We start from the raw sequence: 18,687 nt of genomic DNA on the forward strand, positions 1-18,687 counted from the left end.
TGAACAATAGGGTTAATTCAGCGGAGTCTGAGCGCCATGGATCGCCTGCAACGATCCCTGCTCTATCGCCTGTTTATAATGCTTACGGCAGACTGAGATATAACGTTCGTTACCGCCAATCACCACCTGCTCACCCTCACTGAAAGGTTTGCCCTCGCTATCCAGTCGCAGAACCATACTGGCCTTGCGCCCACAGTGACAAATAGTTTTGAGTTCAACCAGCTTATCTGCCCACGCCAGCAGATACTGACTGCCAACAAACAGTTCACCGCGAAAATCCGTTCGCAGACCATAACAGAGCACCGGAATATCAAGGTCGTCTACGACATCTGACAGCGCTTTAACCTGCTCACGGGTCAGGAACTGACTCTCATCAACCAGCACGCAATGGACAGGCTGAACGGCATGTTCATCAGCGATGTCGCTGTAGAGTGATGTCTCTGCGTTGTATAGCAAGGCCGGTGACGATAGTCCGATACGGGAACTCACCTGCCCGGCACCAAAGCGATTATCGATTTCAGCGGTGTAAACCAGTGAACGCATGCCGCGCTCATGATAGTTATATGAGGATTGTAGCAGTGCGGTTGATTTCCCTGCATTCATGGCAGAGTAATAGAAATAGAGTTGAGCCATCGGCGCGTATCTTCATCAGGACTGAATGGAATGGCGCGCATATTACCACAAAGCGGCGGCAATACGTTGCGGTTGATGAGTGAATAAAGTGTAACGGCTGGCCGTTTATTCCTCTGCATGCCGTTTCCAGCGCCTGTTATGTGCAGTGCCGAACGGGATAAGTTTTGCTTATTTTACCCGCAACAAAATCAATGACATTTTTGTTGCTGACCTGAATACATTAAATTTATTTGATATCGGACTAAAGGAAAATATTTTTATTCTGCACTACTGTGCAATTTTCTGGTGAAAATTATTTTTAGTCACCTGGGTAATTAGTGATATACATATTTTTATGATTGCAGTTATTTTATGTCGCCACTACTATTAGCGGGCAACACAACTTTTCCCTTATTCAGAGACCAGGACAATGAGCGAAGCACTAAAAGTTCTTAATAATATCCGTACGCTGCGCGCCCAGGCCAGAGAGTATTCCGTTGAAATACTGGAAGAGATGCTGGAAAAGCTGGACGTAGTAGTAAAAGAGCGCCGCGAAGAAGAGTCTCATTTTCAGGCAGAAAATGAAGAACGCACGCGTAAACTTAATCAGTATCGTGAAATGCTACTGGCTGATGGTATTGACCCGAATGAACTGATTAACACGCTGACCGACACACGGACTGCGGCAAAAGGTAAACGCTCAGTACGTCCGGCTAAATATGGTTACACCGATGAAAAAGGCGAGTCCAGAACCTGGACCGGTCAGGGCCGCACACCGGCCGTGATTAAAAAAGCGCTGGAAGAACAGGGTAAAAAGCTGGACGATTTTTTACTGTAAAAACCCGCAGTGTGACTGCCTTCCTGGCAGCCTGATGCGCAATAAAAAAGGAAGCCGGAGCTTCCTTTTTTCTTTTAATCAGATACTCAGACGCGGTAAAAGTCGCGGTACCAGTCCACAAAGTTTTTAACGCCCTCTTCGACCCCGGTCTGCGGTTTGAATCCAATTGCCTTAAACAAGGCTTCGGTATCCGCACTGGTTTCCAGTACATCTCCAGGCTGCATTGGCATCAGATTTTTCTTCGCAGTAATGCCCAGGGCTTTTTCAATCGCTTCGATATAGTTCATCAACGTGACAGGCTGACTGTTTCCAATATTATAAACACGATAAGGCGCTGAACTGGTTGCCGGCGATCCGGTTTCAACTGTCCAGTTGTCGTCCTGTTGTGGAATAACATCCTGCAGGCGAACAATGGCTTCAGCAATATCGTCAATATAGGTAAAGTCGCGTTTCATCTGGCCCTGGTTATAAACGTCAATCGCCTCACCGGCAATCATTGCTCGGGTGAATTTGAATAACGCCATATCCGGACGGCCCCACGGGCCATAGACCGTAAAGAAGCGCAATCCAGTGGTCGGCAGCTGATAGAGATGCGAGTAAGTGTGTGACATTAACTCGTTGGCTTTTTTGGTCGCTGCATATAAAGAAACCGGATGATCAACGCTATCTTCGGTTGAGAACGGCATCTTGCGATTCAGACCATAGACTGAACTGGATGAGGCGTAGAGCAGATGTTCAATTTTATGATGACGGCAACCTTCAAGGATATTGAGGTGACCCGTCAGATTGGAGTCTGCGTAGGCATGAGGATTTTCAATGGAATACCGGACACCAGCCTGAGCACCAAGATGGATAACGCGCTGGAATTTTTGCTGATCGAACAGTGACGCCATTGCGTCACGGTCCGCCAGGTCCATCTCAATAAAAGTAAAACCAGGATCGGCCTTAATTAAATTGAGACGGGCATGCTTGAGATTTACGTCGTAATAATCATTCAGATTGTCGATACCGACAACCTGGTGACCGGCGGCCAGCAGACGCTGGCTGACATGAAAACCAATAAAACCTGCGGCGCCGGTGACCAGAAAGTTCATAAATCCCTCGTTAATTATGCAGTTTGAATAGACGCTCCGCGGCCGATTGCATAATAAACGAAACCGCGTTTGCTGATACGCTCTGGATCATACAGGTTACGACCATCAAAAATCACGGCTTCTTTCAGTGCATTTTTGATGATGTCGAAGTCAGGCGCACGGAAGTTTTGCCACTCCGTACAGATGACCAGACCGTCAGCGCCCTGCAGTGCGGCTTCTTTGGTACCCATCAGCTTAAGATCGCTGCGGTGACCGTAGATACGCTGTGCTTCATCCATCGCTTCAGGGTCAAACGCCTGAACAGATGCGCCAGCTTCCCACAGCGTTTCCATCAGCACACGGCTGGAGGCTTCACGCATGTCGTCAGTGTTCGGCTTAAATGACAGGCCCCAGAGCGCAAACGTTTTACCTTTCAGATCGTCACCAAAATGACGTTTGATAAAGGTTGGCAGTTTGTTTTTCTGGTTGTCATTCACATCTTCCACGGCCTGCAACAGACGTGGCTGATAGCCAATTGACTCAGCGGTACGGATTAACGCCTGCACATCTTTCGGGAAGCAGGAGCCGCCATAACCGCAGCCAGGATAGATAAAGTGGTAGCCAATGCGGGGATCGGAACCGATGCCCTGGCGTACTTTTTCAATATCCGCGCCTAAACGTTCAGCCAGGTTAGACATCTCATTCATAAAGCTGATTTTGGTGGCCAGCATGCAGTTTGCTGCATACTTGGTCAGCTCTGCGCTGCGGATATCCATCATGATCATACGATCGTGGTTACGGTTAAACGGCTCATAGAGCTCGCGTAACAGTTCTACCACGTCGTCGTTGTCAGTACCGACAACGATACGTTCTGGACGCATACAGTCATTAACTGCAGCACCTTCTTTGAGGAATTCCGGGTTAGATACCACATCAAAGGTGATGTTGGCGTCACGCGCTTTCAGCGCTTCCGTCATTACCGCACGAACTTTGTCTGCTGTGCCAACCGGAACGGTTGATTTGTCGATAACCACTTTGTGATCGTTCATATGCTGCGCAATGGTGCGCGCTACGGCGGTCACATATTTCAGATCGGCAGAGCCGTCTTCATCTGGTGGAGTACCAACTGCAATAAACTGCATAACACCATGGTTTACGCCCAGCTCAGCATCAGTGCTGAACTTCAGACGACCCGCTTCGTAATTGGACATTACCAGCGGCGTTAAACCTGGTTCGAAAATAGGAATGATGCCTTTTTTCAGATTTTCGACTTTGTTTTCGTCGACATCAATGCAGAGAACGTCATGTCCGACTTCGGCTAACACCGCAGCCTGAACCAGACCGACATAGCCGATACCAAATACAGTGACTTTCATCGAGTTATCCTGTGTTTATGAATTACTTTTTGTTGCCAACTGCGCCATCGAGCCATTCAGAAAAATCTTTGCCCAATACCGGATGACGAACACCGTACTCAACGAAAGCCTGCATGTAGCCCAGTTTGTTACCACAGTCATGGCTGACGCCTTTCAGGTGATATGCTTCAACTGTCTCTTTTTCCATCAGCATTGCAATGGAGTCAGTCAGCTGAACTTCGCCGCCTGCACCTGGAGGCGTTTTAGCCAGCAGTGGCCAGATCTCTGAAGAGAGAACATAACGACCTACAACGGCCAGGTTTGATGGGGATTCTGACGCTTTAGGCTTCTCAACCACACCGACCATTGGTGCGCTGTCGCCTGGGTTCAGTTCTGCGCCCTGGCAATCGACAACACCGTATGCCGTCACATCGGCAACCGGCTCAACCATGATCTGGCTGCGGCCAGACTCTTCATAACGGCTCAGCATCTCTGCCAGGTTATCTTTGGTTGGGTTAGATTCATATTCGTCGATGATGACGTCTGGCAGGATAACCGCAAACGGCTCATCACCGATCAGTGGGTGTGCACACATTACAGCGTGACCCAGACCTTTAGCGATGCCCTGACGAACCTGCATGATGGTGACGTGTGGCGGGCAAATTGACTGGATTTCATCCAGCAGCTGACGCTTAACGCGTTTTTCCAGCATTGATTCCAGTTCGAAGCTGGTATCAAAGTGGTTTTCGATGGCATTTTTTGATGAATGCGTTACCAGCACAATTTCGTTGATGCCAGCAGCGATACACTCGTTAACGACATACTGGATTAACGGCTTATCAACCAGCGGTAACATTTCTTTAGGAATCGCTTTGGTAGCCGGGAGCATACGCGTACCCAAACCCGCTACCGGGATTACCGCTTTTTTTACTTTGGTATTATTGGCAGACATTAAGATACCTCTCTTATAGGCCGTTCAAGTTAATACTTGATATGTCGGTTTAAAATCGGAAATGAGTATATCAGTTAGTATCGAACGGATTTATCCTGGAAGGCACCAAACCGTCGAAATTAAGACTATTACCCAACTGTAAAGCTAAACTCTGGCCCTGTCCTCAGCGCCAGAATTCCTCTGTTTTTACGGCTTATTCTTCCGTCGATAGCATCAGCCGAATGCGCCCGCCCGCGCCCCAGACGTGGCATTGCCAGTTTTCTGCGCGCTGACTGATCTGGTTAAGATGGGTGCTGCCCATAGTGCCAAGGGGGACACCATTGCTGAGCTGAATCTGATGGGCATGAACATGGAGTGTGGCGTTCAATCCGGCCGAAACCAGAATTAAGTTCTTTAATCCGCGATGATAGTACCCAACCAGTAACGGGAACTGGCCGCTCAGGTTCGCCTGGCGCAGTAAAAGATTGACCTGTCTGAGCAGCCCATTGAGTTCCGGCAGACGCTGTTTCTGCCCGGTCAGTTGCTCCTGCAGCAGGCCATTGAACAGCGCCCGCAGCAGCAACGCTGCCAGCACGCCATTATCACCGGCACGGGTCACGTCCAGACAGTAGAACGCCAGATCTTTATCGGAGAGCGCCGCGATATCAAGCACCAGGCCAGGCTGCTCGGCCATCGTCAGCTGACGATAGTTAACCCGGCAGTTGGCAATAGTCTGCTGCACCGGTGGCTGGAGTTGCTTGAGCAGCTTGGCAGCCGCTTTAGGATCACGAACCAGCGCATCCCAGTCCTGGAACAGTTGTTCATCCTCTTCCACTTTCGAAGTGAACATAGAGGGATAGAGACACTCATAGACCGCTTCACGGAAGCGCTCAAAGTTTTTAAGTGGTTTAAGCAGCACATCCTGCACCCCAAGACGCAATACATGCGCAATATCCGACATGTTCTCGGTAGCTGAGATGATTAAAATCGGCACGATGTTGCCGCGGGTACGAATGTGCTCAACGAACTGGATGCCGCTCATGCGGGGCATTTCCAGATCGCAGATAATCAGGTCGACAGTATGCTGTTGTAGTTGTGCAATTGCTTCCAGACCATCTTCCGCTTGTAACGTCACAGCACCCATCGATAACAAAAATTGGTCCAGCAACGAACGGAAAACAGCCTCATCTTCGACAATGAGTATCTTTTTGCCGAGTAGTGGTTTTTCCATTCTTTCCCCCTGCGTACCAGATATTTCAATAGTGGTTCATAAAACGCAGTTGCGCCTTTAAGAATTGGCTGAAGTCACCGCTTTGAATGAACAACCTGATTATCTGCCACGGACCAGTGGTAATAGTTCATCCATTTTCTTCTCTACGGCGGCCTTGCCTGCTTCAATGGCTTCCTCAGCACGATGAAAGTCCAGCGTCGAAATTTGCGGACAGACCGGCTGAATCAAAACATCGGGCGGATCGCCTGCCATGCGATTCCGCTTCAGGCGATTTTCCAGCACCTGGATAGAGGTGGACATAATCTCCATCGCGCCAGGTGACTGAGACGCACGGCGCTGGCTGAAATTCACCAGACGCTGACGCAGCTTCCCACCCCAACTCAATGCCGCTGCGGCGGCTTCTTCTTCGCTATTCTGTGGTGTCACGGAAAAGAGATCCTGCTGCATTAAATGCGCGTCATGCTGCAAGTCAACGGCGATAACAATGTCTGCCCCCAGGGCACGGGTAAGTGAAATCGGCACCGGGTTGACTACGGCACCATCCACCAGCCAATACCCATTGTAGCCCACCGGCGGTAATAAACCTGGCATACTGCATGAAGCGCGTACTGCCTGATGCAGATCGCCCTCTGTCAGCCAGAGTTCACGACCGGTACTGAGGTTAGTCGCCACCACGCCAAAGGGTTTATGACAGTGCTCTATCGTGTCATTGGGGATCAGCTGACGAACATGGCTAAAGACCCGCTCACCGCGCAGCAGTCCGCCACGCTGCCAGGAGACATCCATCAGGCGAATAACATCCCAGTAGCGAAATGCACTGACCCATTTTTCCATCAGCGGCAGGCGGTTATTCACATAGGCAGATCCGACTAATGCCCCGACAGAGCAGCCCGCAACGACGTCGATCTCAATACCTGCACGCTCCAGCGCGTTGATCACGCCGATATGCGCCCATCCTTTGGCCGCTCCAGAACCCAGAGCCAATCCAATTTTTACCTTTCTCATTTCTGTCTGGTCCTGCCGTCAATACGTAGCATCACAACACGGGGTCAGCTAACATAGCGCGCTTGTAAAACCGACCCATCATTCCCGGGAGATAATGTGTCAGAAACCTGCCCATGTTGTAGCGGAGAGCAGTATAGCGTATGTTGCGAGCCCTTTCTTCAGGGTAACCAGATTCCTGTTACAGCTGAACAACTTATGCGATCCCGTTATTGCGCTTATGTTCAGCATAATGCGGACTATCTGGTTGCGACCTGGCATCCTGAGAAGCGTCATCCGGCGCTGTCAGGGCTTTTATCTGAAAGTTTTCCAGGAACCGACTGGCTCAGCCTGAATGTAACCCGTTGTAATCATGGAAGCCATGAGAACGAAGCTTTCGTTACCTTTTTTGCGCGATACCGCGAGAAAACCAACATTCAGGCCATTCATGAATGTTCACGCTTTCTTCGCGAGGATCAACGCTGGTACTATGTTGACGGTACAGCACCGCCCGTGGGGCGTAACGATCGCTGCCCGTGTGGCAGTGAAAAAAAATACAAAAAATGTTGTGGTTAAGCTGACGGCTACCCCAGCGGTTTTACCCCTAATGCTTTGACAGGACTCTGATTGAGATGCAAGCGCAAACCATGCAAAGAAAAGTTTTACGAACCATTTGTCCCGATGCAAAAGGTCTGATCGCCAAAATCACCAATATTTGTTACAAGCACGAACTTAATATCGTGCAGAACAATGAGTTTGTTGATCATCGCACCGGGCGTTTTTTCATGCGTACCGAACTGGAAGGGATCTTCAACGACAATACACTGCTCGCCGACCTCGACAGCGCCCTGCCCCAGGGTTCAGTACGGGAACTGCACAGCGCCGGTCGTCGCCGCGTGGTGATTCTGGTCACTAAAGAGGCGCATTGTCTGGGCGATCTGTTAATGAAGAGCGCGTTTGGCGGCCTGGATATGGAAATTGCGGCGGTAGTGGGTAACCACGACACCCTGCGTTCGCTGGTTGAGCGTTTTGACATTCCCTTTGTGCTGGTGAGCCATGAGGGACTGACGCGGGAAGAGCACGATAACCGCATGGTGGAAGAGATTGACCGCTATCAGCCCGATTACGTGGTGCTGGCAAAATATATGCGCGTCCTGACGCCTGCTTTTGTGCAGCGTTATCCGAACCAGATTATCAATATTCACCACTCCTTCCTGCCCGCCTTTATCGGTGCCCGTCCCTATCATCAGGCTTATGAACGTGGCGTGAAGATCATCGGTGCCACCGCGCACTATGTGAATGACAATCTCGATGAAGGCCCAATCATCATGCAGGATGTGATAAACGTTGATCACAGCTACACCGCCGATGAGATGATGCGCGCCGGTCGCGACGTAGAAAAGAATGTCCTGAGCAATGCACTGTATAAAGTGCTGGGGCAACGCGTGTTTGTTTACGGCAACCGCACGATTATTCTTTAATCAGCCAGTGCGCTGAATTGTCTGCAGATTCAGCGCTACGCGTAAAAAGTGGGCAAACAGTTGCGGTTTTGCCAGTGGGCGCTTTACACCCTTATCGCATTTGGTATGATGCGCCCCGCTTTAAGAGAGAAAGATTCAGGCCATGGTGGGATTCCCGAGCGGCCAAAGGGAGCAGACTGTAAATCTGCCGTCACAGACTTCGAAGGTTCGAATCCTTCTCCCACCACCATCTGAATCTGAATCATCTTAAGCCACATCACTATCCCAGGTGGGATTCCCGAGCGGCCAAAGGGAGCAGACTGTAAATCTGCCGTCACAGACTTCGAAGGTTCGAATCCTTCTCCCACCACCATCTCGCATGTTGCACTCAATCCCAGACCAATACCTAAGCTTCCTGTTCGCCCCCACATTCCTGCCCGCTTTCACACAATCTCAGCCTGTTCCGCCATGACTTTTTCAGCAAAAATCGCTACCATCTCCGCCTGACATTTCTGAACAACGGTCGATCTCATGAAATTTGTTTCATTTAACATCAATGGGTTGCGTGCCCGCCCGCATCAGCTTCAGGCACTTGTCGAACAGCATCAGCCCGATGTTATCGGTCTGCAGGAAACCAAGGTCCATGACGACATGTTCCCGCTGGAAGAGGTGTCAAAGCTCGGCTATCACGTCTTCTATCATGGACAGAAAGGTCACTACGGTGTTGCCCTGTTAACCAAAGCTGAGCCAGTGTCAGTGAGCCGGGGTTTCCCGGGTGATGACGAAGAATCCCAGCGCCGCCTGATCATCGCGGAACTTCCCAGCCCGATTGGCGATATCACGGTAATTAACGGCTATTTTCCGCAGGGCGAAAGCCGCGACCATCCCACCAAGTTTCCGGCTAAAGAGAAATTCTATCGGGATCTGCAACGTCTGCTGACCGAAGATCTGCCTGCTGATAAGCCGGTTCTGATTATGGGCGACATGAATATCAGCAGCACCGATCGGGATATTGGTATTGGTGAAGAGAGCCGCAAGCGCTGGCTGCGCACCGGCAAATGCTCCTTCCTGCCGGAAGAGCGCGAGTGGATGGACCGCCTGCTGGGCTGGGGACTGGTTGATACCTGGCGTGAGCACAATCCGGAGGTGGCGGATCGCTTTTCCTGGTTCGATTACCGTTCGAAAGGGTTTGATGATAATCGCGGGTTACGCATCGATCTGGTGCTGGCGAGCAAAACCCTGGCGTCGCACTGCGTTGAGACCGGCATTGATTATGAGATCCGGGGCATGGAAAAACCGTCTGACCACGCGCCCATCTGGTCAACCTTCCGCTTTTAACTGACGGTCGCGTGGCAGAGCGCCACGCGACGGCTATTTCACTATTTTCCAGATCAGGTTATTGGTGCCGATGGAGTGTTCATCACGGGTACATTGCAGCAACACCCCCTCTGATTTCACCACCGCCCCTTCCGTGTAGTTACGGTTCTCAAAGATACAGCAGCGGAGACAGTCTGGCTGACGTCTCTCTGCCTGTGTCCATGCCTCGGGTGGCATATCCACCACGACATCGGTGTTGCCACCGTTGCTGCCCTGCTGTGGCATTGACTGATAACGACTGTTGGCCTGCGCCACGCTGGTCGCCAGCGACAGGGCCACGACCAGTAATACTGAATAACGCCTCATTCCGTCTCCTTTACTTTACGCCTGGTTTTGCGCACCGGACGTTTCTGTCCGGTGGACGGTAATCCCCGAAATGCATGCGCCGCAGGCTGCTGTCGCGCCTGCTGGATCAGACCGGTTAAGGTCTGCACCAGCGGCTGCATGAATTCATCATAGCGGCAGGCCTTTTCGCTGATACGCGTCAGTGTCGATTCCCACTGCGCCGTCATATCCGGGCGTGCTGCCAGATCGGGCAGGGAGTGAATCAGGGCGCGTCCGGCATCCGTAGAATTGATATAGCGGCCCTTCTTCACCAGGAAGCCACGACGAAACAGTAATTCGATAATGCCGGCGCGTGTGGCTTCCGTTCCTAAACCATCGGTCGCACGCAGTACTTTCTTTAATTCTTTATCCTGAACGAAACGGGCAATGCCGGTCATTGCAGAAAGAATGGTGGCATCGGTAAACGGGCGTGGCGGCTGGGTTTGCTTCGCCAGCACCTCTCCGCGCTCACACAGCAGCTCATCCCCTTTCGCTACCACCGGCAACGGCATGCCGTCGTTCTCTTCATCACGCTCTTTGTTGCCCAGCAGCGCACGCCAGCCCGCTTCCGCCAGGAAGCGTGCTTTCGCCACGAATTTTCCGCCAGCAATATCAAGATCGATGACACATTTGCGGAATACCGCATCCGGGCAGAACTGCATCAGATACTGGCGCGCCACCAGTTCATAGATATGCTGCTCGTTTTCACTGAGCTTCACCGCGCTGGCACGGGCCGTTGGAATAATGGCGTGGTGGGCATCCACTTTTTTATCATCCCAGCAGCGATTTCTGCGATCGGCATCGAAATCTGCCGGTGGGGTCAGCTGTGACTGATGCGCCTGTATCGCCTTTAACACCGCATGACGACCGGCAAAATGCTCTTCAGGCAGATAGCGGCTGTCCGAACGGGGATAGGTAATCAGTTTGTGGGTTTCGTAAAGCCGCTGGCAGGTATCCAGCACCGTCTGCGCACTCAGCCCGTAACGTTTAGCGGCCTCAATCTGCAGGCTGGATAAGGAAAAGGGCAGCGGCGCCACCTCATTTTCGCGCTTATCGCTGTAAGCAGTGACGATCGCTGGCTGGCCCGTAATACGCGCCACCACATGCTCCGCCAGGGCGCGTTTGAGCAGGCGGCCCTCTTCATCCTGCCACGGTTCACAGGCTTCACTGGGGATCCAGCTGGCGATAAATCGGGCGCCGTCAGGCGTGAGGATGTGCGCTTTCACTTCGAAGTAATCTTTCGGCACGAAGTTCTCGATCTCTTCATCGCGCCGGACCACCAGCCCAAGCACCGGCGTCTGCACCCGGCCCACCGACAGTACGCCATCATAGCCTGCATTGCGTCCCAGCAGCGTCCAGGCGCGGGTCATGTTAATGCCATAGAGCCAGTCCGCCCGGGCGCGGGCCAGCGCCGAGACGCACAACGGAATAAACTCGCGATTTTCACGCAGGCGGTTTACTGCCCGGTCCACCGCCTGAGGATTGAGATCGTTAATCAGACAGCGCTGCACCTTGCTGCGTTTTTCAGCCGGCAGGTTCAGGTAGTCGAGCACCTCATCCACCAGCAACTGCCCTTCCCGATCCGGGTCACCGGCGTGCACCACTTCATTCGCCTGCGCCAGCAAGCCCTCAACCACTTTCAGTTGCTTAGCGACCGAGGGACGCGGTTTTAGCTGCCATTTTTCCGGAATGATGGGTAAATCCGCCAGCGACCAGCGCGCATAACGGCTGTCATAACTGTCGGGTTGCGCCTGCTCCAGAAGATGGCCTACGCACCAGGTGACGATCTGATCGTTGCCGCAGGCAATGAATCCATCACCGCGTCGATGCGGTTTCGGCAGCACATCTGCGATAGCACGCCCCAGGCTCGGTTTTTCCGCAATAAACAAACGCATTGAATCAGGTAATCCTTAACATCAGGGGGAACGCAGTGATAACCGGTTGTCCGCTGTCGGTTTGAATACTGGGCTATGTTAGCCTGGCAGGCCCGCTGGCGTAAGTGTGATGCGCGGCGTTAGCGATCGTTCGCACAGGAACCGTGCAAAAAGCAGGGCTGAAATGCACCCTGCCGGAACCGGACAAGCATTGTAGTCAGAAGTAACGGACGAAAGGCGCCGTGTCAGGTGGGAGCACCGTGGTGCTGGATTTCAGTTGCGGGGTGCCCAGATAGAGAAAGCCGACGATGGCATCCTGTTCGCGGCAGCCAAACCCCTGGCGTACCTGCTCGTCATCGGTCCAGGGACCACTGCGCCAGATACCATTGTAACCCTGAGCGACGGCCGCCATCTGCATGGCCATCACTGCACAGCTTGCCGAGGCGATCTGCTCCCAGCGCGGCACTTTGTGGTGCGCTTCACAATGTGCCACCACCGTAATGATCATCGGTGCCCGAAAAGGTGACTGGCTCGCTTTGTTAATCGCCTTTTCATCCAGCTGTTTATCGCGTGCTGCCTGCTCCAGCAGCTGGCTCAGACGGTCGCGCCCCTCATTTTCCACAATGATAAAGCGCCAGGGTTGCAGCGTGCCGTGATCCGGGGCGCGCATACCAGCCCGCAGGATATTTTCCAGTGCGTCACCCGCAGGTGCCGGCTCAGTCAGGCGTGAGGCCGAACGTCGGTTGACCAGTAACTCCAGTGCGTCCATGTTTCTCTCCCGATCTCTGTAATGTTGCAGTTATCCTGGCACAGGCAGATTTTTTGTAACAGTGCGCAGTGATTTCCTGCTGACTTTTAACACGCCGCTCTTTAGGATGAGCTCGTCGGGGAAGTCTGGTCCGCGCGGCGGCCACTTCCTGCTACATATTTATGGAGAGTCTGATGCGCACATTGTGGCGAATAATTGCAGGTCTGTTCCGCTGGAGCTGGCGGGTACTGAATTTTATCAGGGAATTTATTCTGAATATTTTCCTGATTTTGTTGATTGTGGTGGGTGTAGGGATCTGGCTGCAGGTCAGCGGGTCGGGCGGCAGTTCAGCGCCGATTCAGCAAGGCGCACTGAAAGTGGATCTCAGCGGCGTGCTGGTGGATAAACCGTCGGTAAGCAATCGTCTGAGCAAAATTGGCCGCCAGCTGCTGGGTGCCAGCAGTGACCGCTTACAGGAAAATTCGCTGTTTGATGTGGTCGACGCTATTCGTCAGGCAAAAGATGACAGCAACATTAAAGGCATGGTGCTCGATTTACGCGAATTTGCCGGTGGCGATCAGCCTTCACTGCAATATGTGGGTAAAGCGCTGCGCGAATTCCGCGACAGCGGCAAGCCGATTTATGCACTCGGCGACAGCTACAGCCAGGCGCAGTATTACCTTGCCAGCTACGCCACCAAAATCTATCTGTCACCACAGGGCACCGTAGATCTGCATGGTTTCGCTACTAACGGACTCTATTACAAAACCTTGCTGGAGAAGCTGAAAGTCACCTCACACGTCTTCCGTGTCGGGACCTACAAATCAGCGGTTGAGCCGTTCCTGCGTGACGACATGTCCCCTGCCGCACGGGATGCTGACAGCCGCTGGGTCGGTCAGCTGTGGCAGAACTACCTGAATACCGTGGCAGCGAATCGCCAGATTACGCCGGAGCAACTCTTCCCCGGTGCTGCTGCGATTATTGCCGGGTTAAACGCCGTTAAAGGCGATACCGCGCAATATGCGCTGGATAACAAGCTGGTCGATGCCCTGGGTTCACGTGCGGCAGCCGATCAGGAGCTGGTAAAAACCTTTGGTCTGGATAAGCAGAGCAACGATTACCGTAGCGTCAGCATCTATGACTACAGCGTGAAAACCACCTCCACGCAGCAGGATGGCAACATCGCGGTAGTCATGGCCAGCGGTGCCATCATGGATGGTGAAGAGACGCCGGGCAACGTCGGTGGCGACACGACGGCGGCGCAGATCCGCGATGCGCGTCTCGATCCGAAAATCAAAGCGATTATTCTGCGGGTGAACAGCCCGGGTGGCAGCGTCACCGCCTCGGAAGCGATTCGTGAAGAGCTGGCGGCAGCGCAGGCGGCCGGTAAGCCGATTGTGGTCTCGATGGGAGGCATGGCGGCGTCCGGCGGTTACTGGATCTCAACGCCTGCCAGCTACATTGTGGCGAACCCCAGCACGCTGACTGGCTCGATTGGCATCTTCGGCGTGATCAATACGCTGGAGAACAGCCTGGACAGTATTGGCGTGCACACCGACGGTGTTGCGACCTCACCGCTGGCGGATATCTCAACCACCAAAGCGCTGCCAACAGAAGTTCAGCAGCTGATGCAGCTGACCATCGAAAATGGCTACCGCAACTTTGTCGGTCTGGTGGCGAAGTCACGTCATAAAACGCCAGAGCAGATTGATGCCATTGCACAGGGCCACGTCTGGACCGGCAGCGATGCGAAAGCCAATGGTCTGGTTGATGCACTGGGTGACTTCGATGATGCCGTGAAGAAGGCGGGCGAGCTGGCGAAAGTCAGTAATCCGCAGCTGAGCTGGTATCAGGATGACCCAAGCTTCCTGGATATGATGCTGAGCCAGATGAACGCGTCGGTGCAGGCTGTCCTGCCTGATACGCTGAAAGCCTGGCTACCAGCACCGATGCTGGATGTGATGAGTGCTATGAAAGCCCAGCCTGGTCTGTTCGACAAGCAGAACGATCCTCAGAACCGTTATGCATTCTGCCTGAACTGCGGCGAAGTGCGATAAACCTCGCAGCCCGGCCGCTGGTCGGGCTGCTTTTCCCCGCTATTCCCCTTATACTGCGCGTTTTATGGCGAGTCTGAGTTCTCTAATGCAAAAGAAAAACATCTACGTAGCCTACACCGGCGGGACGATCGGTATGCAGCGTTCGGCGCAGGGTTATATTCCGGTCTCCGGACACCTGCAGCAACAGCTGGCTAACATGCCGGAGTTCCACCGCCCTGAGATGCCTGATTTCACTATTCATGAGTATCAGCCGCTGATCGACTCTTCCGACATGACCCCGCAGGACTGGCAGTCTATCGCAGAAGATATCCGTCAGAACTACGATCGCTATGATGGTTTTGTGATCCTGCATGGCACTGACACCATGGCATTTACCGCCTCAGCACTCTCCTTTATGCTGGAAAATCTGGCCAAGCCGGTTATCGTCACGGGCTCGCAGATTCCGTTAGCGGAATTACGTTCAGATGGTCAGCAGAATCTCTTAAATTCGCTCTATGTGGCGGCCAACTATCCGATTAGCGAAGTGTCGCTGTTTTTCAATAACACGCTCTATCGCGGTAACCGGACCACCAAGGCACATGCAGACGGCTTCAACGCCTTTGCTTCGCCCAACCTCTCTGCGCTGCTGGAAGCGGGCATTCATATTCGTCGCCTCAATACACCGCCTGCCCCAGCCGGTCAGGGTGAACTGAAGGTCCACAACATTACGCCTCAGCCGATTGGTGTGGTTACCATTTATCCCGGGATTTCAGCCGACGTTGTACGTAACTTTCTGCGCCAGCCAGTCAAAGCATTGATCCTGCGCTCCTATGGTGTGGGTAATGCACCGCAGAACAAGGAATTTCTGGCAGAATTGCAGCAGGCCAGCGAGCGTGGCATCGTGGTGGTAAATCTCACCCAGTGTATTTCCGGCAAAGTGAATATGGGCGGATACGCTACCGGCAATGCGCTGGAACATGCTGGTGTCATCAGCGGATTTGACCTCACCGTGGAAGCGGCGCTGACAAAGCTACACTTTTTACTCAGCCAGGATCTTTCGGCCGATCAAATCCGAGCCAGAATGCAGCAGAATTTGCGCGGCGAACTGACTGAAGACTGAAACGGAGCGATATGTAATGAAGCGGGCACTCATCATTATTGATATTCAGAACGATTTTTGCCCCGGCGGCCCGATGGCAGTCCATGAGGGTGACCATACGGTCGAGGTGGCGAATCGTTATGCGCGACTGTTCCGTGAAAACGGTGAATGCGTACTGGCGCTGCAGGACTGGCATCCGGCCGATCACGGCAGCTTTGCCTCGGTTTCCGGCGAGCCGGTCTACACGCTGGGCGAGTTAAATGGTCTGGCCCAGATCTGGTGGCCCGATCACGGCATTCAGGGCTCGACTGGCGCTGATTTTCATCCGGGTCTCGATCGCTCACTGTTCGATGCGACGTTCCATAAGGGCCAGGATCAGGATGTCGACAGCTACAGCGCCTTTTTTGACAATGGCCATCGCCGTAAGACCGAGCTGGACAGCTGGCTGCGTGAGCGTGGGATCACCCATCTGGTGATGCTGGGGCTGGCGACGGATTACTGCGTAAAATATAGCGTGCTGGATGCGCTGGAGCTGGGATACCACGTTGAGGTGGTTAAAGAGGGCTGCCGCGGCGTCAATCTGAATCCCGAAGACAGTGAAATTGCCTTTGCCCAGATGACGGCTCAGGGCGCAATTCTGATTTAAAATGGAGCTGGCATGACGCCAGCTTTTTTTTAATGCAGATGGATGCGGGTCACATCAGGATCAATTCCAAACTCTTCCTTGAGCTCTTTTTTCGACTTCATCACCATTTCGCCACCTTTACCGATGGTCATGTGCTGCGGCGCGTCGTTGTGCCGTGCCTGCCACATCATGACCAGCTGCAGGCAATTGTCGCGCTGCTCCTGGGTCAGTGCCACGCCATCCGGCCATTTACCAATCTCAACCGCCGTGGCAAGACGCTGATAGACTTCAGGCGTCATGGATGCAAGCATTGCTTCAAGCTGTTCATTCATCGCCATTACCCTTTGGTCTGTTCGCCCTGCTCGTCGGTGAAATTCAGCGAGGCGGAGTTAACACAATAGCGTTCGCCGGTCGGCTGCGGGCCGTCAGGGAAGACATGTCCCAGGTGCGCATCGCAGCTGCCACAGCGGATCTCAACACGCTGCATGCCGTGTGAATCATCTTCAATATAGCGAATCGCATCATCACTGACCGGCTGGTAGAAACTGGGCCAGCCACAGCCCGAGTCATACTTCGTCTCAGAGAGAAAAAGTGGCGCCTCACAGATCAGACAGTGGTAGATCCCTTCCTGCTTGTTGTGCAGCAGTGCGCCGCTGTAAGGCGGTTCCGTTCCGCGTTGCTGAGTGACGTAGCGTTGCATTTCGGTCAACTGTGCAATTTTTGCTTCGGGTGCGGTGTCTTTAGCCATTTTAGGATTCCGGGGAAGTGCCATTCTGAAAAATTCGACTATTATTCTAACAAATGATCAACATTACCGGGTCTTTTTTTGTGCTCACCCTTTCATGCCGTCCATCGCGAAGCGTATTTGTGACTTCGATCACCTTTTATCCCGGGCATCCCTATATATTCGGCGATTGATTAGACGAAACGCGATATCATTGGCGGCACGCAAGCGGTTGCGCATCGAATTATTCCTATCAGGCGAATTGACCTGTCGCAACAATTGACACGATTCCGCTTGACGCCTGGTAAGGTTTTTGTAATTTTACAGGCAACCTTTTATTCACTAACCAATAGCTGGTGGAATATATGACTATCAAAGTAGGTATCAATGGTTTCGGCCGTATCGGTCGCATCGTTTTCCGTGCTGCTCAAAAGCGTTCTGACATCGAAATCGTTGCTATCAACGACCTGCTGGACGCGGATTACATGGCGTACATGCTGAAGTATGACTCTACTCACGGTCGTTTCGACGGCACCGTAGAAGTTCAGGATGGCGCACTGGTGGTTAACGGTAAAAAAATCCGTGTTACCGCTGAACGTGATCCGGCCAACCTGAAGTGGGATGAAGTAGGCGTTGACGTTGTTGCTGAAGCAACCGGTATCTTCCTGACCGACGAAACCGCGCGTAAACACATCACTGCAGGCGCTAAGAAAGTCGTTCTGACCGGTCCATCTAAAGATGACACCCCAATGTTTGTTCGTGGTGCAAACTTCGACAAATATGATGGCCAGGATATCGTGTCTAACGCATCCTGTACCACTAACTGCCTGGCACCGCTGGCAAAAGTGATCAACGACAAGTTTGGCATCGTTGAAGGTCTGATGACGACCGTTCACGCCACCACTGCTACTCAGAAAACCGTTGATGGCCCGTCTCATAAAGACTGGCGCGGCGGCCGCGGCGCATCGCAGAACATCATTCCTTCATCAACTGGCGCAGCTAAAGCCGTTGGTAAAGTTCTGCCAGAGCTGAACGGCAAACTGACCGGTATGGCATTCCGCGTACCAACCCCTAACGTTTCCGTTGTTGACCTGACCGTGCGTCTGGAAAAAGCGGCTTCTTACAAAGAAATCTGTGCTGCAATTAAAGCGGCTGCAGAAGGTGAGATGAAAGACGTTCTGGGCTACGTTGAAGATGACGTGGTTTCTACCGACTTCAACGGCGAAATCCTGACTTCAGTGTTTGACGCTAAAGCCGGTATCGCGCTGAACGACAACTTTGTGAAACTGGTTTCCTGGTACGACAACGAAACTGGCTACTCAAACAAAGTTCTCGACCTGATTGCACTGGTTTCTGCTAAATAAGGCAGCCAGACATCATTGAGAATAAGGGCGACTTC

General features: G+C 52.7%; 19 protein-coding genes and 2 tRNA genes. 10 read left to right on the top strand and 11 right to left on the bottom strand.

From position 1 onward, the window contains the following. Positions 1–12: 12 nt before the first annotated feature. Positions 13–633, bottom strand: coding sequence for a thymidine kinase (tdk, locus tag HFD87_RS06130; protein ID WP_167423080.1), 621 nt, complete (start codon positions 631–633; stop codon positions 13–15). A gap of 409 nt (positions 634–1,042) precedes the next feature. Here tdk and hns point away from each other — a divergent pair, with 409 nt between their 5' ends. Next, positions 1,043–1,450 carry a histone-like nucleoid-structuring protein H-NS gene (gene hns / locus HFD87_RS06135; protein WP_010244359.1) on the top strand — a complete coding sequence of 136 codons (408 nt, stop codon included), beginning with the start codon at positions 1,043–1,045 and terminating at the stop codon, positions 1,448–1,450. A gap of 86 nt (positions 1,451–1,536) precedes the next feature. On the opposite strand, the gene HFD87_RS06140 is transcribed toward hns, so the two are convergent. From HFD87_RS06140 to rssA, 5 genes are all read right to left on the bottom strand, one after another. Continuing rightward, a complete protein-coding gene (locus tag HFD87_RS06140; protein ID WP_010244357.1) occupies positions 1,537–2,544 on the bottom strand; it encodes an NAD-dependent epimerase in 1,008 nt (335 codons plus the stop codon). Between the two features lie 14 nt (positions 2,545–2,558). Next, positions 2,559–3,899 (bottom strand): UDP-glucose/GDP-mannose dehydrogenase family protein, encoded by a 1,341-nt coding sequence (locus HFD87_RS06145; RefSeq protein ID WP_003852248.1) that lies wholly within the window; start codon positions 3,897–3,899, stop codon positions 2,559–2,561. A gap of 22 nt (positions 3,900–3,921) precedes the next feature. Beyond that, positions 3,922–4,830 (bottom strand): UTP--glucose-1-phosphate uridylyltransferase GalU, encoded by a 909-nt coding sequence (gene galU / locus HFD87_RS06150; protein ID WP_008925296.1) that lies wholly within the window; start codon positions 4,828–4,830, stop codon positions 3,922–3,924. A gap of 193 nt (positions 4,831–5,023) precedes the next feature. Beyond that, positions 5,024–6,040 carry a two-component system response regulator RssB gene (gene rssB, locus HFD87_RS06155; RefSeq protein ID WP_010244345.1) on the bottom strand — a complete coding sequence of 339 codons (1,017 nt, stop codon included), beginning with the start codon at positions 6,038–6,040 and terminating at the stop codon, positions 5,024–5,026. Between the two features lie 99 nt (positions 6,041–6,139). Then, positions 6,140–7,045: a patatin-like phospholipase RssA gene (gene rssA / locus HFD87_RS06160; protein WP_010244341.1), complete on the bottom strand. Its 906-nt coding sequence runs from the start codon at positions 7,043–7,045 to the stop codon at positions 6,140–6,142. Between the two features lie 96 nt (positions 7,046–7,141). Between rssA and HFD87_RS06165 the strand changes: the two genes are divergently transcribed. The 5 genes from HFD87_RS06165 (at position 7,142) to xthA (ending at position 9,819) form a co-directional block, all read left to right on the top strand. After that, positions 7,142–7,597, top strand: coding sequence for a YchJ family protein (locus HFD87_RS06165; protein WP_029519106.1), 456 nt, complete (start codon positions 7,142–7,144; stop codon positions 7,595–7,597). Between the two features lie 56 nt (positions 7,598–7,653). Continuing rightward, complete coding sequence (gene purU, locus HFD87_RS06170; RefSeq protein WP_003852258.1) at positions 7,654–8,502, top strand: formyltetrahydrofolate deformylase; 849 nt, start codon at positions 7,654–7,656, stop codon at positions 8,500–8,502. 144 nt (positions 8,503–8,646) lie between these two features. Beyond that, a tRNA-Tyr gene (locus tag HFD87_RS06175) sits at positions 8,647–8,731 on the top strand. Positions 8,732–8,769: 38 nt separating this feature from the next. Continuing rightward, positions 8,770–8,854: transfer RNA gene (locus HFD87_RS06180), tRNA-Tyr, on the top strand. Between the two features lie 158 nt (positions 8,855–9,012). Further along, entirely contained in the window at positions 9,013–9,819 is an 807-nt protein-coding gene (gene xthA / locus HFD87_RS06185) for an exodeoxyribonuclease III (RefSeq protein WP_010260640.1), read from the top strand. Positions 9,820–9,852: 33 nt separating this feature from the next. On the opposite strand, the gene HFD87_RS06190 is transcribed toward xthA, so the two are convergent. The 3 genes from HFD87_RS06190 to HFD87_RS06200 form a co-directional block, all read right to left on the bottom strand. Next, positions 9,853–10,164, bottom strand: a complete 312-nt coding sequence (locus HFD87_RS06190; protein WP_010260638.1) for a DUF1496 domain-containing protein — start codon at positions 10,162–10,164, stop codon at positions 9,853–9,855. Next, the gene (locus tag HFD87_RS06195) at positions 10,161–12,077 is read right to left on the bottom strand and encodes a DNA topoisomerase III (protein WP_010260636.1); all 1,917 of its coding nucleotides are present in this window, start codon (positions 12,075–12,077) and stop codon (positions 10,161–10,163) included. Before HFD87_RS06195 ends, HFD87_RS06190 begins: the two co-directional genes overlap by 4 nt. Positions 12,078–12,273: 196 nt before the next feature. Next, a complete protein-coding gene (locus HFD87_RS06200) occupies positions 12,274–12,825 on the bottom strand; it encodes an NAD(P)H nitroreductase (protein WP_010260634.1) in 552 nt (183 codons plus the stop codon). A 173-nt stretch (positions 12,826–12,998) separates the two neighbouring features. On the opposite strand from HFD87_RS06200, the gene sppA reads away from it, so the two are divergent. The 3 genes from sppA to pncA all read left to right on the top strand — a co-directional run bounded on the left by sppA (position 12,999) and on the right by pncA (position 16,585). Continuing rightward, positions 12,999–14,861, top strand: a complete 1,863-nt coding sequence (sppA, locus tag HFD87_RS06205) for a signal peptide peptidase SppA (protein ID WP_010260631.1) — start codon at positions 12,999–13,001, stop codon at positions 14,859–14,861. An 85-nt stretch (positions 14,862–14,946) separates the two neighbouring features. Further along, positions 14,947–15,960 carry an asparaginase gene (ansA, locus tag HFD87_RS06210; protein ID WP_167423081.1) on the top strand — a complete coding sequence of 338 codons (1,014 nt, stop codon included), beginning with the start codon at positions 14,947–14,949 and terminating at the stop codon, positions 15,958–15,960. A gap of 16 nt (positions 15,961–15,976) precedes the next feature. Continuing rightward, entirely contained in the window at positions 15,977–16,585 is a 609-nt protein-coding gene (gene pncA, locus HFD87_RS06215; protein WP_010260626.1) for a bifunctional nicotinamidase/pyrazinamidase, read from the top strand. A 29-nt stretch (positions 16,586–16,614) separates the two neighbouring features. On the opposite strand, the gene HFD87_RS06220 is transcribed toward pncA, so the two are convergent. Continuing rightward, on the bottom strand, positions 16,615–16,896 hold the full coding sequence (locus HFD87_RS06220) for a YeaC family protein (RefSeq protein ID WP_167423082.1): 282 nt from the start codon (positions 16,894–16,896) through the stop codon (positions 16,615–16,617). Between the two features lie 5 nt (positions 16,897–16,901). Next, on the bottom strand, positions 16,902–17,312 hold the full coding sequence (msrB, locus tag HFD87_RS06225; protein WP_010260618.1) for a peptide-methionine (R)-S-oxide reductase MsrB: 411 nt from the start codon (positions 17,310–17,312) through the stop codon (positions 16,902–16,904). A 341-nt stretch (positions 17,313–17,653) separates the two neighbouring features. On the opposite strand from msrB, the gene gapA reads away from it, so the two are divergent. Then, on the top strand, positions 17,654–18,652 hold the full coding sequence (gapA, locus tag HFD87_RS06230) for a glyceraldehyde-3-phosphate dehydrogenase (protein WP_003852747.1): 999 nt from the start codon (positions 17,654–17,656) through the stop codon (positions 18,650–18,652). Positions 18,653–18,687 lie beyond the last annotated feature (35 nt).

The sequence above is a fragment of the Pantoea sp. EKM21T genome, assembly GCF_011800405.1.
GTDB classification, from domain to species: Bacteria; Pseudomonadota; Gammaproteobacteria; order Enterobacterales; family Enterobacteriaceae; genus Pantoea; species Pantoea agglomerans.